The following is a 20290-nucleotide window of genomic DNA, read 5'->3' on the forward strand; positions in this document are numbered from 1 at the left end:
AGTCAACTTACCTACGCGTAAGGAAAATTCAATGGCCGCGTACGAATCCGCGAATGCCCCGGCCGATTCGGCGGTCACGGCACCCAGACCTCGCCGTCGAGCACGTCCCGCATGCCCACCCACACCATGTTCATCAGGCGCAGCGTGATGCCCTCCGGGGACTGTCCGGGGTTGCGCTCCATCCAGTCGGTGAGCGAGTCGGCGGCGCCCACGAGGGCGTGCGCGACGAAGTCCGCGTCCTCGTCGCCCAGTCGGGCACCGCGGCCGCTGTCCGAGATGCCGTCCCTGATGAGCCCGGCCACTTCGGCCATGACCGCGCGCCGCGCGTCGGCGACGGCCGCGGTGATCGCCTCGCTCAGCTCGGAGGCCTGCCGGTGCAGCACGACCCAGCTGTCGCGGTGCTCGGCGACGAAGACGAAGAACGCCGAGAGTCCGGCGTACAGCCGCAGTTCGGGCGCGGCTCCCGCGCCCCGCGCGGCCTCCTGGAAGGCGCCGACGAGCCGCTCGGCCTCGCGCCGCAGGCACGCGAGGAAGAGCCCCTCCTTGGAATCCAGGTACAGATACACCATCGGCTTGGAGATTCCGGCGAGTTCCGCGATCTCGTCCACGGACGCGGCGTGATAGCCACGCTTGGCGAAGACCCGCACGCCCACGTCGATGATCTGCCGCTCGCGCACCGGGCGCGGCACGCGCTTCCTGCGCGCCGCCGTACGCCCTTGAGCCGCTTCCGATGTGCCCGTCACCCTTGCCAGCCTATCCACGTCGCCGTTACCTTACCCAGTAGTAAACTTACTAAGCGGTAAGGTCGCAATAAGGAGAGTGTGCCCATGAGCGGTGCCGAGGAGATCGCGGCGCTCGACTTCGCGAGCGTCACCCCCGAGGAGTTCGCACGGATCGTGAAGGGTCTCTCCGCGAAGGAGATCAACGAGATCGCGCGGGACGAGGCGCTGCGCACCCGCGTCCTCAAGGAGGTCTTCGGGCGCATGGAGCGGCAGTTCAAGCCGGACGTGGCGGGCTCCCTCGAAGCGCTGATCCGCTGGAAGGTCAGCGGCCAGGACGAGGTCCCCGAGGCGGTCTACGAGACGAAGATCTCGAACGGCACGTGCACGGTCACCGAGGGCCGCTCGGACGCGGACCCGCGCGTCACGCTCATCATGGGCGACGCCGACTTCCTCAAGCTGGTCTCGGGCAACTCCTCGCCCGTCACGATGTTCATGATGCGCAAGGTCAAGATCGCGGGTGACGTCGCGCTGGCCTCCGGCCTGACCCGCTACTTCGACATTCCCAAGGCGTGAGGAAGGGAGGACGGGTCCACCATGGCTTTCTCTCTTGAACTGGGCGAGGAACAGCGCGATCTGCGGGACTGGGTGCACGGCTTCGCCGCCGACGTCGTGCGGCCCGCCGCCGCTGAGTGGGACGAGCGCGAGGAGACGCCCTGGCCGGTGATCCAGGAGGCCGCGAAGATCGGCCTGTACGGATTCGAGTCCCTCGCGGAGATGTTCGGCGACCCGAGCGGCATCTCGCTGCAGATCGCCAACGAGGAGCTGTTCTGGGGCGACGCGGGCATCGGCATGGCCCTGTTCGGCACGTCCCTCGCGGTGGCCGGCATCTTCTCCGCCGGCACGCCGGACCAGCTCGCCGAGTGGGTGCCGCAGTGCTACGGCGACGAGGACGACCCCAAGGTCGCGGCGTTCTGCGTCTCGGAGCCGCAGGCGGGTTCGGACGTCGCGGGGATGCGCACGCGTGCCCGGTACGACGAGGCGAAGGACGAGTGGGTGCTGTCCGGCCAGAAGGCCTGGATCACCAACGGCGGCATCGCGAACGTGCACGTCGTCGTCGCCTCCGTCGACCCGGACCTCGGCTCGCGCGGCCAGGCGGCGTTCATCGTGCCGCCGGGGGCCCCGGGCCTCGAAGGCGCCAAGAAGATAAAGAAGTTGGGCCTACGTGCCTCCCACACGGCCGACGTCTTCCTCGACGACGTCCGCGTCCCGGGCCACTGCCTGCTCGGCGGCAAGGAGAAGCTGGAAGCGCGCCTTTCACGGGCCCGCGAGGGCACCCGCTCGTCCGGCGGCCGGGGCCAGGCCGCGATGTCGACCTTCGAGGTCAGCCGGCCGACGGTGGGCGCGCAGGCGCTCGGCATCGCGCGCGCCGCGTACGAGTACGCGCTGGAGTACGCGGGCGAGCGGGAGGCGTTCGGCCGCCCGATCATCGAGAACCAGGCCATCGCGTTCGCGCTGGCGGATCTGCGCACGGAGATCGAGGCGTGCCGGCTGCTCATCTGGCAGGCGTCGTGGATGGCCCGCAACGACAAGGTCTTCGACGCGGGCCAGGGCTCGATGTCCAAGCTCCGCGCGGGCGAACTGGCGGTGGCTTCCACCGAGAAGGCCATCCAGGTCCTCGGCGGCGCCGGCTACAGCCGCGAACACCCGGTGGAACGGATGTACCGCGACGCCAAGATCTACACGATCTTCGAGGGCACGAGCGAGATCCAACGCCTCGTGATCGCGCGAGCGATCTCGGGGCGACAGATCCGGTAGCGGGGGCCGATCAAGCCCCGCCGGCGATTGAGGCGCGGGGTCCGGGGCAGAGCCCCGCGACCGCAACGCCGGTGTGGTTTGACGTGGGGCGCCCGCTACGACACCACGTCCTTGCGCGCGAACCCCCGGAACGCCAGCGCGAACAGCACCACGGCGTACGCCACGGACACCGAAGCCCCCTGGATCATCCCGCCCCACTCCGGCTGCGCCTGGATCGCGTCCGCCCAGGCGAACTGCCAGTGCGCGGGCAGGAAGTCGCGCCAGTCACCGAGCGCGGTGACCGCGTCCAGCACGTTGCCGACGATGGTCAGGAAGACCGCCCCGCCGACCGCCCCCAGCGGATTGTCCGTCTTCGTCGACAACCAGAACGCCAGCCCCGCCGTGACCAGTTGGGACACGAAGGTGAACGCGACGACCAGCAGCAGCCGCTGCACCGCCGCGCCCGCCGGCAGCGCCCCGCCGGTCGGAATGTCCAGCGGACCCCAGCCGTAGGCCACCGCCCCGACCCCGAGCGCGACCAGCGGAAGCAGCACCATCGCGGCGAGGCTCAGCCCGAACGCGACCGCCAGCTTGGACCACAGCAGCCGGGCCCGCGGCACCGGCGCGGCCAGCAGATAGCGCAGGCTCGACCAGTTCGCCTCGGAGGCGACGGTGTCGCCGAAGAACAGGGCAACCGGGACGACCAGCAGGAATCCGGCGGACACGAACAGGCTCGTCGCCGCGAAGTTCGCCGCCGACGCGGTGGCGGTGTCCATCAGGTTCACGCGCTGACCGCTGTCGCCGCCGCCCGCGCCCGGCTCCCCGCCGATCGCGAACGCGGCGACGAGCACGAACGGGAGCAGCGCGAGCACCGCGCCCATCACGAGCGTGCGCCGCCGCTTCACCTGGCGCACGAGTTCCACGCGCAGCGGAAGCGTGCGCCGCGGCCGGTAGCCGTGGGCGAGTTCGGGCACGTCGCGCGCCCCCGTCTCGACTCCGGTCGTCGTCATGCCGGGGTCCCTCCGATCAGGGTCAGGAACGCGTCCTCAAGGCGGCGGTGCGGGCCGAGGGAGCGCACCGGTACGTCGAGCCGCACCAGCTCCGCGACCAGCCGGGCGGCCGGGTCGGAATCGGCGGCCGGGTCCGGGCCCGGGTCGGTGTCGCCCTCCCGTACGAGGCGGACGAGCAGGCCGTCGTCGACCCGCACCACCGACGCCACGCCCGCGAGGCCGCCCACCTTCTCCACGAGCGCGTCGGAGACCTCGCCCGCGATGCCAACGAGCAGCGTGTCCCCGGAGCCGACGATGTCCGCGACGGGGCCCGCCTGGACGAGCCGACCGCGGTCCATCACCACGAGGTGCGTGCAGGTCTGCTCGACCTCGGCGAGGAGGTGGCTGGAGACGATGACCGTGCGGCCTTCGCGCGCGTAGCGGATCATCACCTCGCGCATCTCGCGGATCTGCGGCGGGTCGAGCCCGTTCGTGGGTTCGTCGAGGATGAGCAGGTCCGGCAGGCCGAGCATGGCCTGGGCGATCGCCAGGCGCTGGCGCATGCCCTGCGAGTACGTGCGCACGGCGCGGGCGAGGGCGTCGCCGAGGCCCGCGATCTCCAGGGCCTCGTCGAGGTGCGCGTCCTCGGCCGGGCGTCCCGTCGCCTTCCAGTACAGCTCCAGGTTCTCCCGCCCGGAGAGGTGCGGGAGGAAGCCCGCCCCTTCGACGAAGGCGCCGACGCGGGACAGGACCGGGGAGCCGGGCCTGATCGCGTGGCCGAAGACCCGGATCTGGCCGTCGTCGGGCCGGATGAGGCCCATCAGCATGCGCAGCGTCGTCGTCTTGCCCGCGCCGTTCGGCCCGAGGAGGCCGAGGACCTGGCCCTGCTCGACGCGGAAGGACAGGTCGCGCACCGCGTACCGGTCCGTGGAGCCCGCGTACTTCTTGCTCAGGTCCGTGATCTGGAGCGGGACCTCGGCGAGCGCCGGGTCCGGCGCGGGCGCCGCGGTCCGCCGCCGGGTCGTGAGGAGCAGTCCCGCCGCGACGGCGAGCGCCCCGGCCGGCAGCCACCACACCCACGCGGGCAGCGGCTCGGACTGCGTCCGCACGCCGGGGGCGGTGGGCACGCTCAGGCTGTCGTGCACGGAGACCTGGTACGTCGCGGGCTCGTTCGGCGACGCGTAGCCGAGGTCGGTCGCGGAGAGCACGAGCCGCAGCTTGTGGCCCTTCTGGACCTCGTGGTCGACGGCCGGGAGCGTGATCCGCACGTCCTTGCCCGCGCCGTCCGCACCGGTCACCTTGACCGGCGTCACCAGCTGCGAGGGCAGCACCTGGCGCGTCCCGTCGGGCCCGGAGTCGTACACCTTCGCGAACAGCACAGCCGTGCCGGTGGAGGACTTCACATGCGCGTTCACCGACGGGGAGCCGGTGATGCGCATCGAGTGCTTCAGCGGCGCCGAGTCGAAGCGCGCAAACTGGCCGGGGTACTCCAGGGAGAAGCCGGTGCCGAGCGAGGACGACAGGTTCGACACCTTGCCGAGGCCCGGTACCGAGGAGATCGACGGCGGTCCGCCGCCGGGCGGGTTCTGGAAGGTCTCGGTGGCCGACTTCAGCGGCACCCCCGTGCGCCGCTCGCCGCGCAGGCCCGGGTACAGGTCGCCGCTCGCTCCGCGCAGGGTGGCCGCGCCGTCCGTGGAGTCGACGCCGCCGGTGCGGGTGACGCGGAACGCGGGGCCCGTGTCGACGTTCTCGTCCTTCAGATAGCGGTCGAACCAGGACGTCACGCGCTCATGGAGCCGGTCGACCTCCAGGTCGCCGCCGTCGTGCCCGCCGTTCAGCCAGTCGACCTGGACCGGCGCGCCGTTCGCCTTGACGTGGCGCGCTGTCTCGTCGGCCTGGCCCAGGGGGAAGAGCGAGTCCGTCTGGCCCTGGGCGATGAACGTGGGGACCTTGATGCGGTCGCCGACGGCCACGGGGCTGCGCTCCTCCAGGAGCTTGCGCGCCGCGGCGTCCGGCTTCCCGGCGACCGCGACGCGCTTGTACATGTCGCACAGCTTCTCCTCGAAGCGGCCGCAGGCGAGGCCCGCCTCGCTGGTGCGGGCGCCGAGCTGCGCGGAGCCGGAGGTGAAGAAGGCGCCGGCCCACAGCTTCTTGAAGACGCCGTCGGGGAACAGCGCGTCCGCGAGATTCCAGTAGGTGATCTGCGGGGCGATGGCGTCGACCCGCTTGTCGTGGCCCGCGGCGAGCAGCGAGACCGCTCCGCCGTACGAGGCGCCGCTGACGCCGACGCGCGGGTCGCCCGGCCGGTCCAGTTCGACCTCGGGGCGCTTCGCGAGCCAGTCGATCATCCGGGAGACGTCGGCGACCTCGTGCTTCGGATCGTTCAGGCCGATCTTCCCGCCGGACCTGCCGAAACCGCGGGACGACCAGGTCATGACCGCGTACCCGTGGGCGGCGAGCTTCTCCGCCTCGGCGCGGACGTCGGCCTTGCTGCCGCCGAAGCCGTGGGTGAGCAGTACGGCGGGCCGCTTGTGGGACGGGTCACCCGCCGTGAAGTACGAGGTGTCGATGCGCACCCCGCCGCCCATCGACATCATCCGGTCCTGCCGGTGCACGGCGGAGTCCCCGCCGGAGCCCGACGCCGCGGCCGCCGAGAGGCCCGTCCACGTACCCGCCCCCGCGAGCACCACGAGGGTCGCCGCGACGGCGATCCACCGTCGCGGCCACCCGCGGACCCGCTCGCGCCATACGCGCCGTCGAAAAAACATGCGTCAACGGTAGGCGCCACCGCCGACAACCACCGCATCCGGTGGTCTGACCTGCGGCACCTCCTTGCGGCGTACGGGGGCCCTCCGGGCGTACACCCGGCGCGGTATGTCGCCCGTCACACTGGTCCGCCCCTACGCCACGGGGCTCCGCCCCGGACCCCGCGCCTCAAGCGCCGGCGGGGCTGGAAAAGATTCGGGGCTCTGCCCCGTGCCCCGCTGCTCAAGCGCGGCAGGGGCCCGATTTACCGGCACCGGCGTTACGACCTCGGGGCTCCGCCCCGGACCCCGCTGCTCAAGCGCCGCAGGGGCTTGAGGTACCGGCACCGGCGCTACGGGTCCGTGCCGCCGCCCAGCTCCCACCACCCGCCCCCTCCGGGGGCTTCGGCCTCGCGGGGTGGCGAACCCCGCTACGCGCAATCTGCCGCAGGCACGGCTCCCCGCCCGCGGCGGTGGGCCGCCACCGACTTGGGCAATCTGCCGCCCAGGGCGGCAGGGTGGGCAAGGCGGCCCCCGGTGCCCCGCGCCGAATGCGACGACCCCGGCCACGGTGTTGCAATAGCTTGCAAGCGCTCGCAGCAGGCGTCAAGAGGGGGTCCAGGCCCCGTAGTTGGCAGAAAGGGAGCCACTGCGGAAATCGTTGCGCAACCCATTGACCGGCCTGCGAGCGCATGCAACCGTCCCTCCACGAACCGCCCCCACCACCGAGCCGCTCGTGGAGGCCCCAATGGGCAGTGCCGCCCCCTCCCGTCGCACCACCCTGTCCGCCCTGCTCGCCTCCGGCCTCGGCGCCGCGCTGACCGCCTGCGGCGGGCCCGCCCGGTCCGTCGGCGCCGGCGGCACCGTGACCCTGCGGTACTTCTTCTGGGGCGACAGCGGCAGGGCCGACCTGATCAACAAGTGCATCGCGGTCTTCGAGCGCGACCACCCCAAGATCAAGGTGAAGACCAGCTTCGCCGCCTTCGACTCGTTCTGGCCCAAGCTCAGCACCGCCGCCGCGGGCGGCAACCCGCCCGATGTGATGCACGTCGACTACGCCTGGATCCGCACCCTCGGCGAGCACGGCGTCCTCGCCGACCTGGACGAACTCGCCGGCTCCGGCAAGGAGATCGACACCTCGACCGTCGTCGAGTCCGTGCGCACCGCCGGTCTCGTGGACGACCGCCGCGTGGGCCTCCCGCTGTCCCACAACAGCGTCGCGCTGCACTACGACGCCGAGGTCTGGGCCAAGGCGGGCGCCCGCCCGCCGACGAGGCCGATGGACTGGGACACCTTCATGGAGCAGAGCCTGAAGGTGACCAAGTACGGCCGGTACAAGCAGTTCGGCATGGACAACCCCGGCCAGAACTATCTGGGCGTCGAGATCTGGATGCGCCAGCAGGGCCTGCAGATGTGGACGAAGAACGGCGAACTCGGCTTCTCCCCCGACGACATGCGCCGCTACTTCACCAAGGTCAACGACTGGCGCAAGGAGGGCGCGCTCGGCGGCCCCGACGTCGTCCTGGAGTCGCTGCCCGGCTACCCCATCACCACCCGCCGCGTCGCCTCCAACCTGGAGTGGGACAACCAGGTCGGCGGCCGCAGCGACATGCGCGGCAGCAAGCTGAGCCTCGGCCACGTACCGAGCGACACCAGCAGAACCGGCATCTACTCGAAGCCCGGCATGTTCCTCGGGGCCGCCGCGAAGAGCCCGTACCTCAGCGAGGCCGCCCGGTTCATCAACTTCATGATCAACGACCGGCGGGTCGCGAAGATCCTCGGCACCAACATCGGCATGCCGCCCACGACGAGCCAGGAGGGCGCCGCCGAGATCAGCGACCCGAAGGTGCGCCAGGTCCAGACGTACGAGAAGCAGGTCGAGAAGACGCTCGCGCCGACCCCGCCGCCACCGGCCGACGGCGGCGCCTCGCTCAACGTCTATCTGCAGCGCGTCGCCGAGAAGTTGTTCTACGACCGCATCTCCGTGGACCACGCCGTGGACCTCTACTTCGACCAGGCCAAGGTCACCCTCGCCTGACGCCCGGCCACCTCCGCCCCTCGAAAACGTACGGAGCCCTCATGGCCTCTACGACGACGACCGACGCCGCGATACCCCGCGCACGCCGCGGCGACTCGCCCTCGCCCCCTCCCGGCAGGCGCCGCCGGGGCACCAACGACCGCTCCGCGTATGTCTTCCTCACCCCGTGGATGATCGGCGCGGTCGTGCTGACGGTCGGGCCGATGCTGTTCTCGCTCTACATGTCGTTCACGGACTACAACCTGTTCGACGCCCCGCGCTGGATCGGCCTCGACAACTACAAGCGGATCCTGTTCGACGACCCCGAGGTCCGGGACACCGTCGGCGTGACGCTGCTCTACGTGGTCGTCGCGACGCCCCTCAAGCTCATCGCGGCGCTGGGCGTGGCCATGTTGCTGCACACCCGCCGCAAGGGCCGCAACTTCTACCGGGCCGCCTTCTACATGCCGTCCCTGATCGGCGCGAGCGTCGGCGCGGCCATCGTGTGGCGGCTGCTGTTCTCCACCGGCAGCGTCGTCGACCAGTTCCTCGGCGCCTTCGGGATCCACACGGGCGGCTGGATCTCCAACCCCGACTGGTCGCTGATGTCCCTGGTCGCCCTGTCGGTCTGGCAGTTCGGCGCACCCATGGTGATCTTCCTGGCGGCGCTCCAGCAGATCCCGCGCCATCTGTTCGAGGCGGCCGAGATCGACGGGGCGGGCCCCTGGCGCCGCTTCGTCTCGGTGACGGTCCCGATGCTGTCCCCGGTGATCTTCTTCAACCTGGTCCTGGAGATGGTGCACGCCTTCCAGATGTTCAACTCGGCGTTCGTGCTCTCCAACGGCACCGGCGGACCCGCGGGCTCCACCCACGTCTACTCGATGTACCTGTACGAACTCGGCTTCAACGACTTCCGGATGGGCTACGCGGCGGCCCTGACCTGGGTGCTGCTCCTGGTCGTCGGTGTGATCACCGCGCTGCTCTTCAAGACTTCGGGCCGCTGGGTCCACTACGCGGGCGAGGAGAAGTGACGATGGCCCCGACCACCACCACGGCCGGCACGCGTTCGACCTTGTGGCACGTGGGCGCTATCGCCCTGCTACTGGTCCTCCTCTACCCGGTGTTCTGGGTGTTCACGGCGTCCGTGAAGCCCGCCGACGAAATCATCTCCAGCTTCAACCTGCTGCCGTCGCAAGTGAGTTGGAGCGGATTCAGTACGGCGATCGAAGGGATCGCCGAGGTCCCGGCCTGGCGCTTCTTCAGCAACTCCCTGCTGCTCGCGGTGGGTTCGGTGATCGGCAACGTACTGTCCTGCTCGATCGCGGCCTACGCCTTCGCGCGGCTGCGGTTCCGGGGGCGCGGCCCGATGTTCGCGGTGATGATCGGCACGATCCTGCTGCCGACGCATCTGCTGCTCATCCCGCAGTACACGATGTTCCAGAAGGTCGGCCTGGTCGACACCTATGTGCCGCTGCTCCTCGGCAAGTTCCTCGCCACGGACGCGTTCTTCGTGTTCCTGATGGTGCAGTTCGTCCGCAACCTGCCGCGCAGCCTCGACGAGGCGGCGCTGATCGACGGCTGCGGGCATTTCCGGATCTTCGGTCACATCGTGCTTCCGCTGCTGCGCCCGGCCCTCATCACCACGGCGATCTTCACGTTCATCTGGTCCTGGAACGACTTCTTCGCGCCGCTGATCTACCTCCAGTCGCCGGAGAAGTACCCGCTGCCGGTGGCGTTGCGCCTGTTCGTCGACTCGACGAGCAGCCAGGACTACGGGGCGATGCTCGGCATGTCGGTCCTCTCGCTGCTGCCGGTGATCGCGTTCTTCGTGGCGTTCCAGCGGCTGCTGATCGAGGGCGCGGCGACGTCCGGGATGAAGGGGTAAGCGGCGTGGCGGGTACGGATTCAGTGGCGCGGCGGGACACCCCGTACGGCGAGCGGTTCACGCTCTTCGCCGAGGTGCTGTGGATCGGGGTGCTGGTGGCGGCGGGGTCCTTGTTCGTCGTCACGTGGCCGGCCGCGATGGCGGCGGGCTGCGCGGCGGTGCGCCGCTGTGTGCCGGACGGGCCCTCGCCCGGTACGGCGCGACGGTTCGCGGCGGACTGGCGGGCGGCGCTGCGGGGCGGCTCCGCGGTGGGGGCGGTTGGCCTCGCGGTCCTCGGCTTCCTGGGCGCGGACCTGCGGCTGGCCGCCGCCGCGGGTGACGTTCCGTTCTTCGGCGGGCTGGCGGTGGTGATCGCCGCGGCGGCGGGGGCGGTGGTCGTCCACCAGGTCCGGATGGCGGCGGGCTGGTCCGCCACGGGGCGCTGGGCGCGGCCTCGGCGGGATCCACGGGGTGCGGCGATGCTCGGCGGGGCGGTGCTGGTGTCGGCGGTGTGCGTGTGGCAGCTCCTGCTGCTGGCGCCCCTGGTGACGGGCGTGCTGGCGTTGGCCGCGGTGGCCGTCGACCGGCGCCACGCCCGGGGCTCCGCCCCGGACCCCGCTGCTCAATCGCCGCAGAGGCTTGATGTGCCCGGGCCACCGCTCGTGCACGGGCGCGAACGACCATGTGAGGGAACACGTCATGCGCAATAGCGACCGGTCGAGCGGCGCGGCCCCCAGCGCCGAAGAAGTGGCCGAGGCCGTCGGAGTGTCACCGTCCACCGTCAGCCGCTGCTTCGCCTCGCCGCATCAGGTGCGGCCAGAGACGAGGGCCCGGGTCCTCGCGGCAGCGGAACGGCTCGGCTACCGGCCCAGCCGGATCGCCAGCTCGCTCGCCCGCGGGCGGACCCGCACGCTCGGGCTCATCGTGCCCGACATCGCCAATCCGTTCTTCGCAGTGATCGTGAAGGCCGTGCAGGCCCGCGCCCGCCGCAAGGACTACGCCGTGTTCCTCGCGGACACCGACGAACACCCCGACGACGAGTACGAGTTGGCGCTGACGCTGGCCCGCCAGGTGGACGGGCTGCTGCTCGTCGCCCCGAGGATGGAGGGGGCCCGGCTCGCCGAGGTGGTCCGCCAGGTGCCGAGCGTCGCCGTGAATCGGAGCGTGTCGGGCGTGCCGTCCGTGGTCGCGCCCAGCGAGGACGGGCTGCGCCAGGCGGTGGCGCATCTGCACGCGCTCGGTCACCGCCACCTCGCCCTCATCCTGGGGGCCCGCAACTCCTGGTCGAGCGAGCAGCGCGGCCACGCGGTCCGCTACGCCGCCGAGCAAATGGAGCTGAAGGTCAGCGAGTTCGGGCCGCACGAGCCCAAGTTCCACACGGGCGCACAGGTCGCCGACCTGGCGCTCGCGGCGGGCGCCACCGCGATCGTCGCGCACAACGACCTGATGGCGCTCGGCGTACTGTCCCGCCTCGCGGACCGGGGGGTCCGCGTCCCGGACGACGTGAGCGTGGTCGGCGCCGACGACACCCTCCTCGCCACCACCGCCAACCCGGCGCTCACCTCGGTCCGCATCCCGCTCGACGCGCTCGGCGAACGCGCCGTCGACCTGATGCTGCGCCGCCTCGACGAACCGGACCGCGCACCCGAAGAACTCTCCCTGGACAGCGAGTTGATAGTCCGCCGCTCCACGGGTCCTGCCCCGCGAAAGGAATCCTGACGCCATGAAGCGACGCGCCGCGATCATCGGCACCGGCCACCGCGCCCAGATGTACACCAAGGCCCTGGGCGCCCGCCCCCACTACGACGTGGCCCTCCTCGCGGACCCGAGCCCGACCCGGATCGCCCACCACAACCGGCTGCTCGGCTCGCTCGGTGGCGCCGAGGCGGCCGCCTGCGACCCGTCCGACTTCGCGGCCGCGCTGCGCGCGCACCGCATCGACGAGGTCGTGGTCACCACCGTCGACGCGACCCACCACACGTACATCAACACGGCGCTCGAAGCGGGCTGCCGGGTGGTGACGGAGAAGCCGATGACGACGGACGCGGAGAAGTGCCGCTCGATCCTCGACACGCTCGAGCGCACCGGCGGCGAGCTGTCCGTCGGCTTCAACTACCGCTACAACCCGGCCCACGAAAAGGTCTGGCAGCTCCTCCACGACGGCGCGATCGGCGAGATCCGCTCGGTCCACTTCGAATGGCTCCTCGACGTCCGCCACGGCGCCGACTATTTCCGCCGCTGGCACCGCGAGAAGCAGCACAGCGGCGGCCTGCTGGTGCACAAGTCGGGCCACCACTTCGACCTGGTCAACTGGTGGCTGGGAGCGGCCCCTTCACGGGTGCACGCGGAGGGTGGGCTCGTCTTCTACGGCCGTGACAACGGCGAGCGGACCGGTCTGCGCCGCGACTACGTGCGCGCCCACGGCTCCGCCGAGGCGGCCGGCGACCCGTACGCGATCCACCTCGCCGCCGACCCGAACCTCACGTCCCTCTACACGGACGCGGAGGCGGCGGGCGACTCCGACTACGTCCGCGACCGGAACGTCTTCGGCGACGCCATCGACGTCGAGGACGACCTGTCGGTCCTGGTCCGCTACGACTCCGGGGCCACGATGACGTACCACCTCACGGCGTACTCCCCCTGGGAGGGCTACCGCGTGATGTTCAACGGCACGGCCGGCCGGCTGGAGTTGGAGGTCGAGGAGAACACCTGGCAGCCGCCCGCCTCCGGCGGTTCGGCGGGTTCCTCGCACGGCGGCATCGTCATGGACCGCCCCGGCCGTACGTCGATCCTGCTGCGGCCCCTGTGGGAGGCGCCGCGGGAGATTCCGTACGAGTGGTCGGCCGGGTCGCACGGGGGTGGCGACCTGCGGATGCTGAAGGAGCTCTTCGGTCCCCTCGGGGACGGGTCGGACGACGGTGCCGCCCCCGCGGCGGGGAAGGGGGCCACCGCGCGGGACGGCGCGCTTGCCCTCGCGGTCGGCGTGGCCGGGAACTCGTCGCTGGTTTCCGGCCTCCCGGTGGATACCGCCCACCTGTGGTGACGGCCACGGGGCTCCGCCCCGGGAGCGCGACCCCGGCTCGCGGCGTCAGTCGGTCGGGACCGACACCAGCCACCGCGACTCCCGCCGCGGCCGGAGGTAAAGCGCCCAGTAGAGCGTCGCCACCGCCACGATCCCGCCCGTCCACAGCAGGTACGTGACCTCCTGCTCGATCAGGATGTAGATCATCAGGGCGATCAGGACCACGGGGATCCCCGGCCACAGCGGCATCCGCCAGGCCGGCTGGTGCTTGTGGGCGCCGCGGCGGGCGAACAGGGCGGCCACCGCGACGAGCAGGTACATGCCGGTGACGGAGACGCCCGTCACGCCGTACAGGGTGTCGAGGTTGACGAAGCAGAGGGCCGCGCCGGGGACGCCGACGGCCAGGGTCGCGACCCACGGGGAGCCGAAGCGGCCGAGCCGGGAGAGCGCGTCGTTGACCGGGCCGGGCCAGGCCTTGTCGCGGGCCGAGGCGAACAGGACGCGGGAGTTCTGGATGACCATGACGATGCCCGCGTTGATGATGGCGAGCGCGACGCAGAGCGAGACGAACGTGCCGACCGCCGAGTTCGACCAGGCCACGACCATGGTGCTGATGTCGCCCGAGGTGAGCGCCGAGAGGTCCTTGGCGCCCATCGTGATCGCGACGACCGGGACCAGGATGACGACGGAGGAGATCGCGAGGGTGGCGAGCACCGTGCGGGCCACGGACTTGCGGGGGTTCTCCAGCTCCTCGGAGAGGTAGACGGCCGTGGAGAAGCCCTGCGTGACGAAGAGGGCGATGGCGAGGCCGGAGACGACGAGCATGCCCGTCACCGCGTCCGTGTGGCCGCTGCCGCCCGCGACCTGCATCGAGCCGAGCGAGTCGATGCCGCGCTCGCTGTGCGCGAAGCCGAGGACCGCGACCAGGGCCGCCGCGATCACTTCGAGGACGAGGAAGATGCCGGTGATCCACGCGTTGGCGCGCAGGTCGAGCAGGCCCGCGAGGGTGGACAGGAGCATCACGCCCGCGCCCGTCATCGCCGGGTCGAGGTGGATCAGCGGCTCCAGGTAGTCGGCCGTGCCCATGGCGATCACCGGCGGCACGATGAACACGACCAGCAGGGACAGGACGAAGACCAGCCAGCCCGCCAGTCGCCCGGCCAGCGTCGAGACCATCGCGTACTCGCCACCCGCGCTGGGGATGAGGGTGCCCAGCTCCGAGTAGAGGAACGCCACGCCGATACAGATCAGCGAGCCGACGGCGATGGTGAGGGCGGTGGCGGTGCCGAGGCTGCCGAACAGGTCGGGGACGACGACGAAGAGCGAGGAGGCCGGCGTCACGCAGGACAGCGTGAGCAGGGTGCCTCCGACGACGCCGATGGAACGCTTGAGCTTCTGGGGTGAACCTTCGGATGCCGGATCCGGCAGGGACTCCGCCGAGGGGGCGGCGGAGCGAAGCGTGTCGGTCATGAAGCGGTTCCGATCGACTCGTGCGGCAGGGGGGAGATTCGGGCGGGAGCGCTATCGCCTCCGAGAACTGAGCTGCTGTGAGTGGGGCCGCTCCCGGCGCGACATGCAACCTCGCCGATATCCGAACGTCAACGCCTGTTTTCCTTCGGAATCCGCAGTACCGCTTCCGCCAACCGCGCGCGATTCCTATGGAGTTCGCAAAGTTGGGCGGGATATATACAGCGACTCCCGCCTATGGCCTTCGCATCCAAGGTCATCGACGGGAGTCGCTTGCGCCGCCCGGTTCATCCCCTACGTATGGAAACCGCAGCCGGAGCGCTGAAGTTCACAGCGAACTGTCCGTACTCCGGACGGCCGGGCGACCGCGGGTGCCTCAGTGGTTGCTGGGGAAGCCCAGGTCCACGCCCGCGGGGGCGTCGGCCGGGTCCGGCCAGCGGGTGGTGACGACCTTGCCGCGGGTGTAGAAGTGCGTGCCGTCATTGCCGTAGATGTGGTGGTCGCCGAAGAGGCTGTCCTTCCAGCCGCCGAAGCTGTGGTAGCCGACGGGGACCGGGATCGGCACGTTGACGCCGACCATGCCGGCCTCGATCTCCAGCTGGAAGCGGCGGGCGGCGCCGCCGTCCCGGGTGAAGATCGCGGTGCCGTTGCCGAACGGCGACGCGTTCATGAGGGCCACACCCTCGTCGTACGTCTCCGTGCGCAGCACGCACAGGACCGGGCCGAAGATCTCGTCCTGGTACGCCTTGGCGGTCGTGGGGACGTTGTCCAGGAGGGACAGGCCCACCCAGTGGCCGTTCTCGAAGCCGGGCACCGTGTACTCGCTGCCGTCGAGGACGACGTCGCAGCCCTCGGCCGCCGCGCCCTTCACGTACGAGGCGACCTTGTCGCGGTGGGCGGCCGTGATGAGCGGGCCCATCTCGGACGTCGGGTCGTTGCCGGGACCGATCTTGATCTTCTCGGCGCGCTCCTTGATCTTCGCGACGAGCTCGTCGGCGATGGAGCCGACGGCGACGACCGCGGAGATCGCCATGCAGCGCTCGCCCGCCGAGCCGTACGCGGCGGACACGGCGGCGTCGGCGGCCGCGTCCAGGTCGGCGTCCGGCAGCACCAGCATGTGGTTCTTGGCACCGCCGAGGGCCTGCACGCGCTTGCCGTTGGCGGAGGCCGTGGCGTGGATGTGGCGGGCGATCGGCGTCGAGCCCACGAAGGAGACGGCGGCGACGTCCGGGTGCTCCAGGAGGCGGTCGACGGCGACCTTGTCACCGTGCAGCACGTTGAAGACACCGTCGGGCAGACCGGCCTCGGTGAGCAGCTCGGCGATCTTGATGGAGGCCGAGGGGTCCTTCTCGGAGGGCTTGAGGATGAAGGTGTTGCCGGTCGCGATGGCGATCGGGAACATCCACATCGGCACCATTGCCGGGAAGTTGAACGGCGTGATGCCGGCAACGACACCCAGCGGCTGCCGGATCGACGCCACGTCCACGCGGGACGCGACCTGCGTCGACAGCTCGCCCTTCAGCTGCACGTTGATGCCGCAGGCCAGGTCGACGATCTCCAGGCCGCGGGCCACCTCGCCGAGCGCGTCCGAGTGCACCTTGCCGTGCTCGGCGGTGATCAGCTCGGCGATGGCGTCACGGTTGGCGTCGAGCAGCGCGCGGAACCGGAAGAGGATCTCGGTGCGCTTGGCGAGCGAGGACTGGCCCCACGACGTGTACGCCTCCTTGGCGGTGGCGACGGCCGCGTCCACCTCCTCGACGCTCGCGAAGTCGACGTGCGTGGTGACGGCGCCGGTCGCGGGGTCGGTCACCGGGCCGTGATTGCCCGACGCGCCCTCGACGGTCTTGCCGCCGATCCAGTGGTGGACCAACTTCGTGTCAGACATACGGGCGACTCCTGTGACGGCTGCGTACTTCTCAGAGGTGGCGGCGTCGACCGGCGGCGTGCCGGTCGTACTCCTCGCGGGCCTCGACCGCGGCGCTGCGCTCCGCCGTCTCGGCCACAGGAACATCCCACCACGCCTGCGCGGGAGGCGGGCCCGACACTGTGTCTGACGTTTCGGTCTCCACGTAGACACATGTGGGACGGGTGGCGGCGCGCGCGGCTGCGAGCGCTTCGCGCAGGTCACGCACGGTCTTGGCGCGGTGCACCGTCATGCCGAGGCTGGCCGCGTTGGCGGCGAGATCGACGGGCAGCGGCGCGCCCGCGTACGCCCCCCGCTCCCCCGCGAACCGGTACTGCGTGGCGAAGCCCTCGGCCCCGACGGACGCGGACAGGCCCCCGATGGACGCGTACCCGTGGTTCTGGAGGATGACCACCTTGACCGGGATGCCCTCCTGGACCGCGGTGACGATCTCCGTCGGCAGCATCAGATACGTGCCGTCGCCGACGAGCGCCCACACGGGCCGGCCGGGCGCGGCGAGCGCGACGCCGAGCGCGGCGGGGATCTCGTAGCCCATGCAGGAGTACCCGTACTCGACGTGGTACTGGTCGCGGGAGCGGGCCCGCCACAGCTTGTGCAGATCGCCGGGGAGCGAGCCCGCGGCGTTGATGAGGATGTCGTCCCCGGTCGCCAACTCGTCGAGGACGCCGAGGACTTGGGACTGGGTAGGGCGTACGAGTTCGTCCTCGGCGGTGAAGCAGGCGTCGACGCGGTGCTCCCAGCGCTCCTTGTCCTCGGTGTACTCGGTGACGTAGGCGGGGTCGGCCCGGTACCCGGCCGCTTCGGAACCCAGCGCGGCGAGGCCCGCGCGGGCGTCGGCGACGAGCGGGTGCGCGGCCAGCTTGTGGGCGTCGAAGGCCGCGACGTTCAGGTTCACGAAGCGGACGTCGGGGTTCGCGAAGAGGGTGGCCGAGGCCGTCGTGAAGTCCGTGTACCGGGTGCCGACGCCGATCACCAGGTCGGCGGTGCGGGCGAGCTCGTTGGCGGTGGCGGTGCCGGTGTGCCCGATGCCGCCGACGTCGGCGGGATGGTCGTGCAGCAGCGAGCCCTTGCCCGCCTGGGTGGAGGCGACGGGGATCCGGGTGGCGTCGGCGAACTCCTTGAGGGTGTCCTCGGCGCCGCTGTGGTGCACGCCGCCACCGACGACCACGAGCGGACGCCGGGCGCGCCTCAACTCCCGTACGGCAACGGCCAGTTCCTCCGTGTCGGGCGCGGGGCGGCGCACGGTCCAGACCCGCTCCCGGAAGAACTCCTCCGGCCAGTCGAAGGCCTCCGCCTGCACGTCCTGCGGCAGCGCGAGCGTGACGGCGCCGGTGTCGACGGGGTCGGTGAGCACGCGCATCGCCTGGAGCGCGGCCGGGATCAGCCGCTCGGGCCGCTCGATCCGGTCGAAGAACTTCGACACCGGCCGCAGACAGTCGTTGACCGACACGTCGCCCGCGTACGGCACTTCGAGCTGCTGGAGCACCGGGTCGGCGGGCCGGGTCGCGAACACGTCGCCGGGGAGCAGCAGGACGGGCAGGTGGTTGATGGTGGCGAGGGCGGCGCCGGTGACGAGGTTGGTGGCGCCGGGCCCGATGGACGTGGTGACGGCGTGTGTGGACAGCCGGTCGCTCTGCCGGGCGTAGCCGACGGCGGCGTGCACCATCGCCTGCTCGTTGCGGCCCTGGTGGAAGGGCATCTCGTCGCCGTACTGCAGGAGCGCCTGTCCGAGCCCGGCAACGTTGCCGTGGCCGAAGATGCCCCAGGTGGCGCCGATCAGCCGCTGCCGGGCGCCGTCGCGCTCCGTGTACTGGCAGCCGAGGAAGCGGACGAGGGCCTGGGCGACGGTGAGTCGTACCGTGCGGGTCATCGGTATCCCTCCGCGGCGTGATCGGGATGGAAGCAGATCTTCCACTCCCGCTCGTCCCCCGGTCCTGCCATGACATTCAGGTAGTACATGGCGTGCCCCGGCTGGGCGATCGACGGGCCGTGCCAGCCGTCGGGGACGAGCACGGTGTCACCGGAGCGGACCTCGGCGAGGAGGTCGGTGCCGCCGGGCCTGGACGGGGACACGCGCTGATACCCGTACCCCTCGGGGCCACCTTCCCGCCCCTCGATCTCGAAGTAGTAGATCTCCTCGAGCAGCGCCTCCTCGCCGGGGCGGTGCTCGTCGTGCTTGTGCGGCGGGTACGAGGACCAGTTCCCGCCGGGGGTGATCACCTCGACTGCGATCAGCTGGTCGCAGTCGAAGGCGTCGGCTGAGGCGAAGTTGCGCACCTGCCGTGCGCTCTGCCCGCCGCCCCGGTCCTCGACGGAAACCTCCGGCGCGGGGCCGTAGCGGACGGGGAGTCGTCGACCGCATTTCGCTCCTGCCAGGGCGAACCGGCCTCCCGCACCGGAGGAGATCTCCACGCTGGTGTCGCGCGGAACGTACGCGAAGTCACTCACTGAACTGAATACGCTGCCCCTGCCCGCCAGTTCGAGGTTCATCCCTTCCGCGCGGACGGAACATCCACCGGAGAGCGGCAGCACGATCCACTCGCTCTCCCCGGTGTCGAAGGCGTGCGTCTGCCCGGCCCGGAGTTCGAGAATCCGCAGCCCGGCCCGCGCCCAGCCCACCTTGTCGGGGTCGACGGACAGGGCGTAGGGCCCGTCGACGGCGCTGCCGCGTGGAAGGTGCGTCATCCCTCTACTCTCCTCCTAGGTATCCGTGCGCGTGCCGTGCAGCAGGCCGACGGCCGTGTCGACGGCGCCGGCCACGTCCCCGTCCGCCGGATAGAGCAGCGAGCGCCCCACCACGAGCCCCTGGACGGTGGGCAGTCGCAGCGCGGCACGCCACTTCTCGTACGTGGCGTCCTGGTCGCCGTCCTTGATGTCGCCGCCGAGCAGCACGGCGGGCAGGGCGGAGGCCGCCATGACCCGGGCCATGTCGTCGGGGTCGTCGGTGACCGGGAGCTTCAGCCAGGTGTACGCGGAGGTGCCGCCGAGGCCCGAGGCGACGGCGATCGACGTGATGACGCCGCCGGGGCTCAAGTCGGCGCGCAGCAGGCCGGTTTCGGGGTCGCGGCGGCTCAGGAACGGCTCGACGAACAGGGGCAGCCGGCGCGCGGCCATGGCGTCGACGGCGCGGGCGGCGGCCTCCAGGGTGCGGACGGACCCGGAGCCCGGATCGTCGTAGCCGAGACGAAGGAGCAGCTTCCCCGCGTCGAGGCCGAACCGCTCCAGGTCCTCGGCGCGGTACCCGGTGAACCGGTCGTCGAGTTCGAAGGAGGCCCCGGCGAGCCCGCCCCGGTTCATGGAGCCGATGACGACCTTGCGCTCCAGCACGCCGAGCAGCAGCAGGTCCTCGACGACGTCGGCGGAGGCCAGCACCCCGTCCACGCCCGGCCGGGCCAGCGCCACGCACAGCCGCCGCAGCAGATCGGCCCGGTCGGCCATCGCGTACGCCCGGTCCCCGACGCCGAGCGCGCCCCGGGCCGGATGGTCGGCGGCCACGATCATCAGTCGCCGCCCCGCGCCGAGCAGCGCCCGCCGCTCCCGTCTGCTCGCGGCCTCGGCGACGGCCTCCGGCTCCTCGGCCCGGACCCGGGCGAGCCACCGGAGGTCGATGCTCTCTGCGTCACTCAAGCCCGGCTCCCTCCCCATCGGTACGACACTGCGCAACGTCCGTCGCCCGACAGATCTAGACCCGCCCGAGCCTCCTGTCAATATTTTGTCCTGACATTCGGACCACGCCTTGACACTCCT

Annotated in this window: 16 protein-coding genes; 8 read left to right on the forward strand and 8 right to left on the reverse strand. The window is 71.2% G+C overall.

Features of this window, described 5'->3' with window-relative positions; translation table 11 throughout:
• Positions 1–74 precede the first annotated feature (74 nt).
• A complete protein-coding gene (locus ACIA8D_RS11375; RefSeq protein WP_399230923.1) occupies positions 75–743 on the reverse strand; it encodes a TetR/AcrR family transcriptional regulator in 669 nt (222 codons plus the stop codon).
• A gap of 84 nt (positions 744–827) precedes the next feature.
• Here ACIA8D_RS11375 and ACIA8D_RS11380 point away from each other — a divergent pair, with 84 nt between their 5' ends.
• Together ACIA8D_RS11380 and ACIA8D_RS11385 are read left to right on the forward strand one after the other, a co-directional pair.
• Positions 828–1295 carry an SCP2 sterol-binding domain-containing protein gene (locus ACIA8D_RS11380; RefSeq protein ID WP_399230925.1) on the forward strand — a complete coding sequence of 156 codons (468 nt, stop codon included), beginning with the start codon at positions 828–830 and terminating at the stop codon, positions 1293–1295.
• A gap of 21 nt (positions 1296–1316) precedes the next feature.
• Complete coding sequence (locus ACIA8D_RS11385) at positions 1317–2537, forward strand: acyl-CoA dehydrogenase family protein (RefSeq protein WP_399230927.1); 1221 nt, start codon at positions 1317–1319, stop codon at positions 2535–2537.
• 95 nt (positions 2538–2632) lie between these two features.
• Here ACIA8D_RS11385 and ACIA8D_RS11390 read toward each other — a convergent pair whose 3' ends face one another.
• Both ACIA8D_RS11390 and ACIA8D_RS11395 read right to left on the reverse strand, forming a co-directional pair.
• Positions 2633–3526: an ABC transporter permease gene (locus ACIA8D_RS11390; RefSeq protein ID WP_399230929.1), complete on the reverse strand. Its 894-nt coding sequence runs from the start codon at positions 3524–3526 to the stop codon at positions 2633–2635.
• Positions 3523–6273, reverse strand: coding sequence for an alpha/beta fold hydrolase (locus ACIA8D_RS11395; RefSeq protein WP_399230930.1), 2751 nt, complete (start codon positions 6271–6273; stop codon positions 3523–3525). Before ACIA8D_RS11395 ends, ACIA8D_RS11390 begins: the two co-directional genes overlap by 4 nt.
• Positions 6274–6997: 724 nt before the next feature.
• Between ACIA8D_RS11395 and ACIA8D_RS11400 the strand changes: the two genes are divergently transcribed.
• Genes ACIA8D_RS11400 through ACIA8D_RS11425 form a run of 6 tightly spaced genes read left to right on the forward strand, consistent with a single transcriptional unit; the run spans position 6998 to position 13173 of the window.
• A complete protein-coding gene (locus tag ACIA8D_RS11400) occupies positions 6998–8287 on the forward strand; it encodes an ABC transporter substrate-binding protein (protein ID WP_399230932.1) in 1290 nt (429 codons plus the stop codon).
• Positions 8288–8328: 41 nt separating this feature from the next.
• Complete coding sequence (locus ACIA8D_RS11405; protein ID WP_399230933.1) at positions 8329–9297, forward strand: carbohydrate ABC transporter permease; 969 nt, start codon at positions 8329–8331, stop codon at positions 9295–9297.
• 2 nt (positions 9298–9299) lie between these two features.
• On the forward strand, positions 9300–10151 hold the full coding sequence (locus tag ACIA8D_RS11410; protein ID WP_399230934.1) for a carbohydrate ABC transporter permease: 852 nt from the start codon (positions 9300–9302) through the stop codon (positions 10149–10151).
• Positions 10152–10156: 5 nt separating this feature from the next.
• Complete coding sequence (locus tag ACIA8D_RS11415) at positions 10157–10840, forward strand: hypothetical protein (protein ID WP_399230937.1); 684 nt, start codon at positions 10157–10159, stop codon at positions 10838–10840.
• On the forward strand, positions 10830–11849 hold the full coding sequence (locus ACIA8D_RS11420) for a LacI family DNA-binding transcriptional regulator (protein WP_399230938.1): 1020 nt from the start codon (positions 10830–10832) through the stop codon (positions 11847–11849). The genes ACIA8D_RS11415 and ACIA8D_RS11420 overlap by 11 nt, the downstream gene beginning before the upstream one ends.
• Positions 11850–11853: 4 nt before the next feature.
• Entirely contained in the window at positions 11854–13173 is a 1320-nt protein-coding gene (locus ACIA8D_RS11425; protein WP_399230940.1) for a Gfo/Idh/MocA family protein, read from the forward strand.
• A 45-nt stretch (positions 13174–13218) separates the two neighbouring features.
• Here the strand turns inward: ACIA8D_RS11425 and ACIA8D_RS11430 are convergent, their stop codons facing one another.
• The 5 genes from ACIA8D_RS11430 to ACIA8D_RS11450 form a co-directional block, all read right to left on the reverse strand.
• The gene (locus ACIA8D_RS11430; protein WP_399230942.1) at positions 13219–14622 is read right to left on the reverse strand and encodes an APC family permease; all 1404 of its coding nucleotides are present in this window, start codon (positions 14620–14622) and stop codon (positions 13219–13221) included.
• Positions 14623–14995: 373 nt separating this feature from the next.
• The gene (gene mmsA, locus ACIA8D_RS11435) at positions 14996–16504 is read right to left on the reverse strand and encodes a CoA-acylating methylmalonate-semialdehyde dehydrogenase (RefSeq protein WP_399230944.1); all 1509 of its coding nucleotides are present in this window, start codon (positions 16502–16504) and stop codon (positions 14996–14998) included.
• 31 nt (positions 16505–16535) lie between these two features.
• Positions 16536–18413 (reverse strand): 3D-(3,5/4)-trihydroxycyclohexane-1,2-dione acylhydrolase (decyclizing), encoded by a 1878-nt coding sequence (gene iolD / locus ACIA8D_RS11440; RefSeq protein ID WP_399230946.1) that lies wholly within the window; start codon positions 18411–18413, stop codon positions 16536–16538.
• Positions 18410–19228 (reverse strand): 5-deoxy-glucuronate isomerase, encoded by an 819-nt coding sequence (gene iolB / locus ACIA8D_RS11445; RefSeq protein WP_399230947.1) that lies wholly within the window; start codon positions 19226–19228, stop codon positions 18410–18412. Before iolB ends, iolD begins: the two co-directional genes overlap by 4 nt.
• A 15-nt stretch (positions 19229–19243) precedes the next feature.
• Positions 19244–20170: a deoxyribose-phosphate aldolase gene (locus ACIA8D_RS11450; protein WP_399230949.1), complete on the reverse strand. Its 927-nt coding sequence runs from the start codon at positions 20168–20170 to the stop codon at positions 19244–19246.
• Positions 20171–20290: the final 120 nt, after the last annotated feature.

This window comes from Streptomyces sp. NPDC051684 (assembly GCF_044453445.1).
GTDB lineage: Bacteria > Actinomycetota > Actinomycetes > Streptomycetales > Streptomycetaceae > Streptomyces.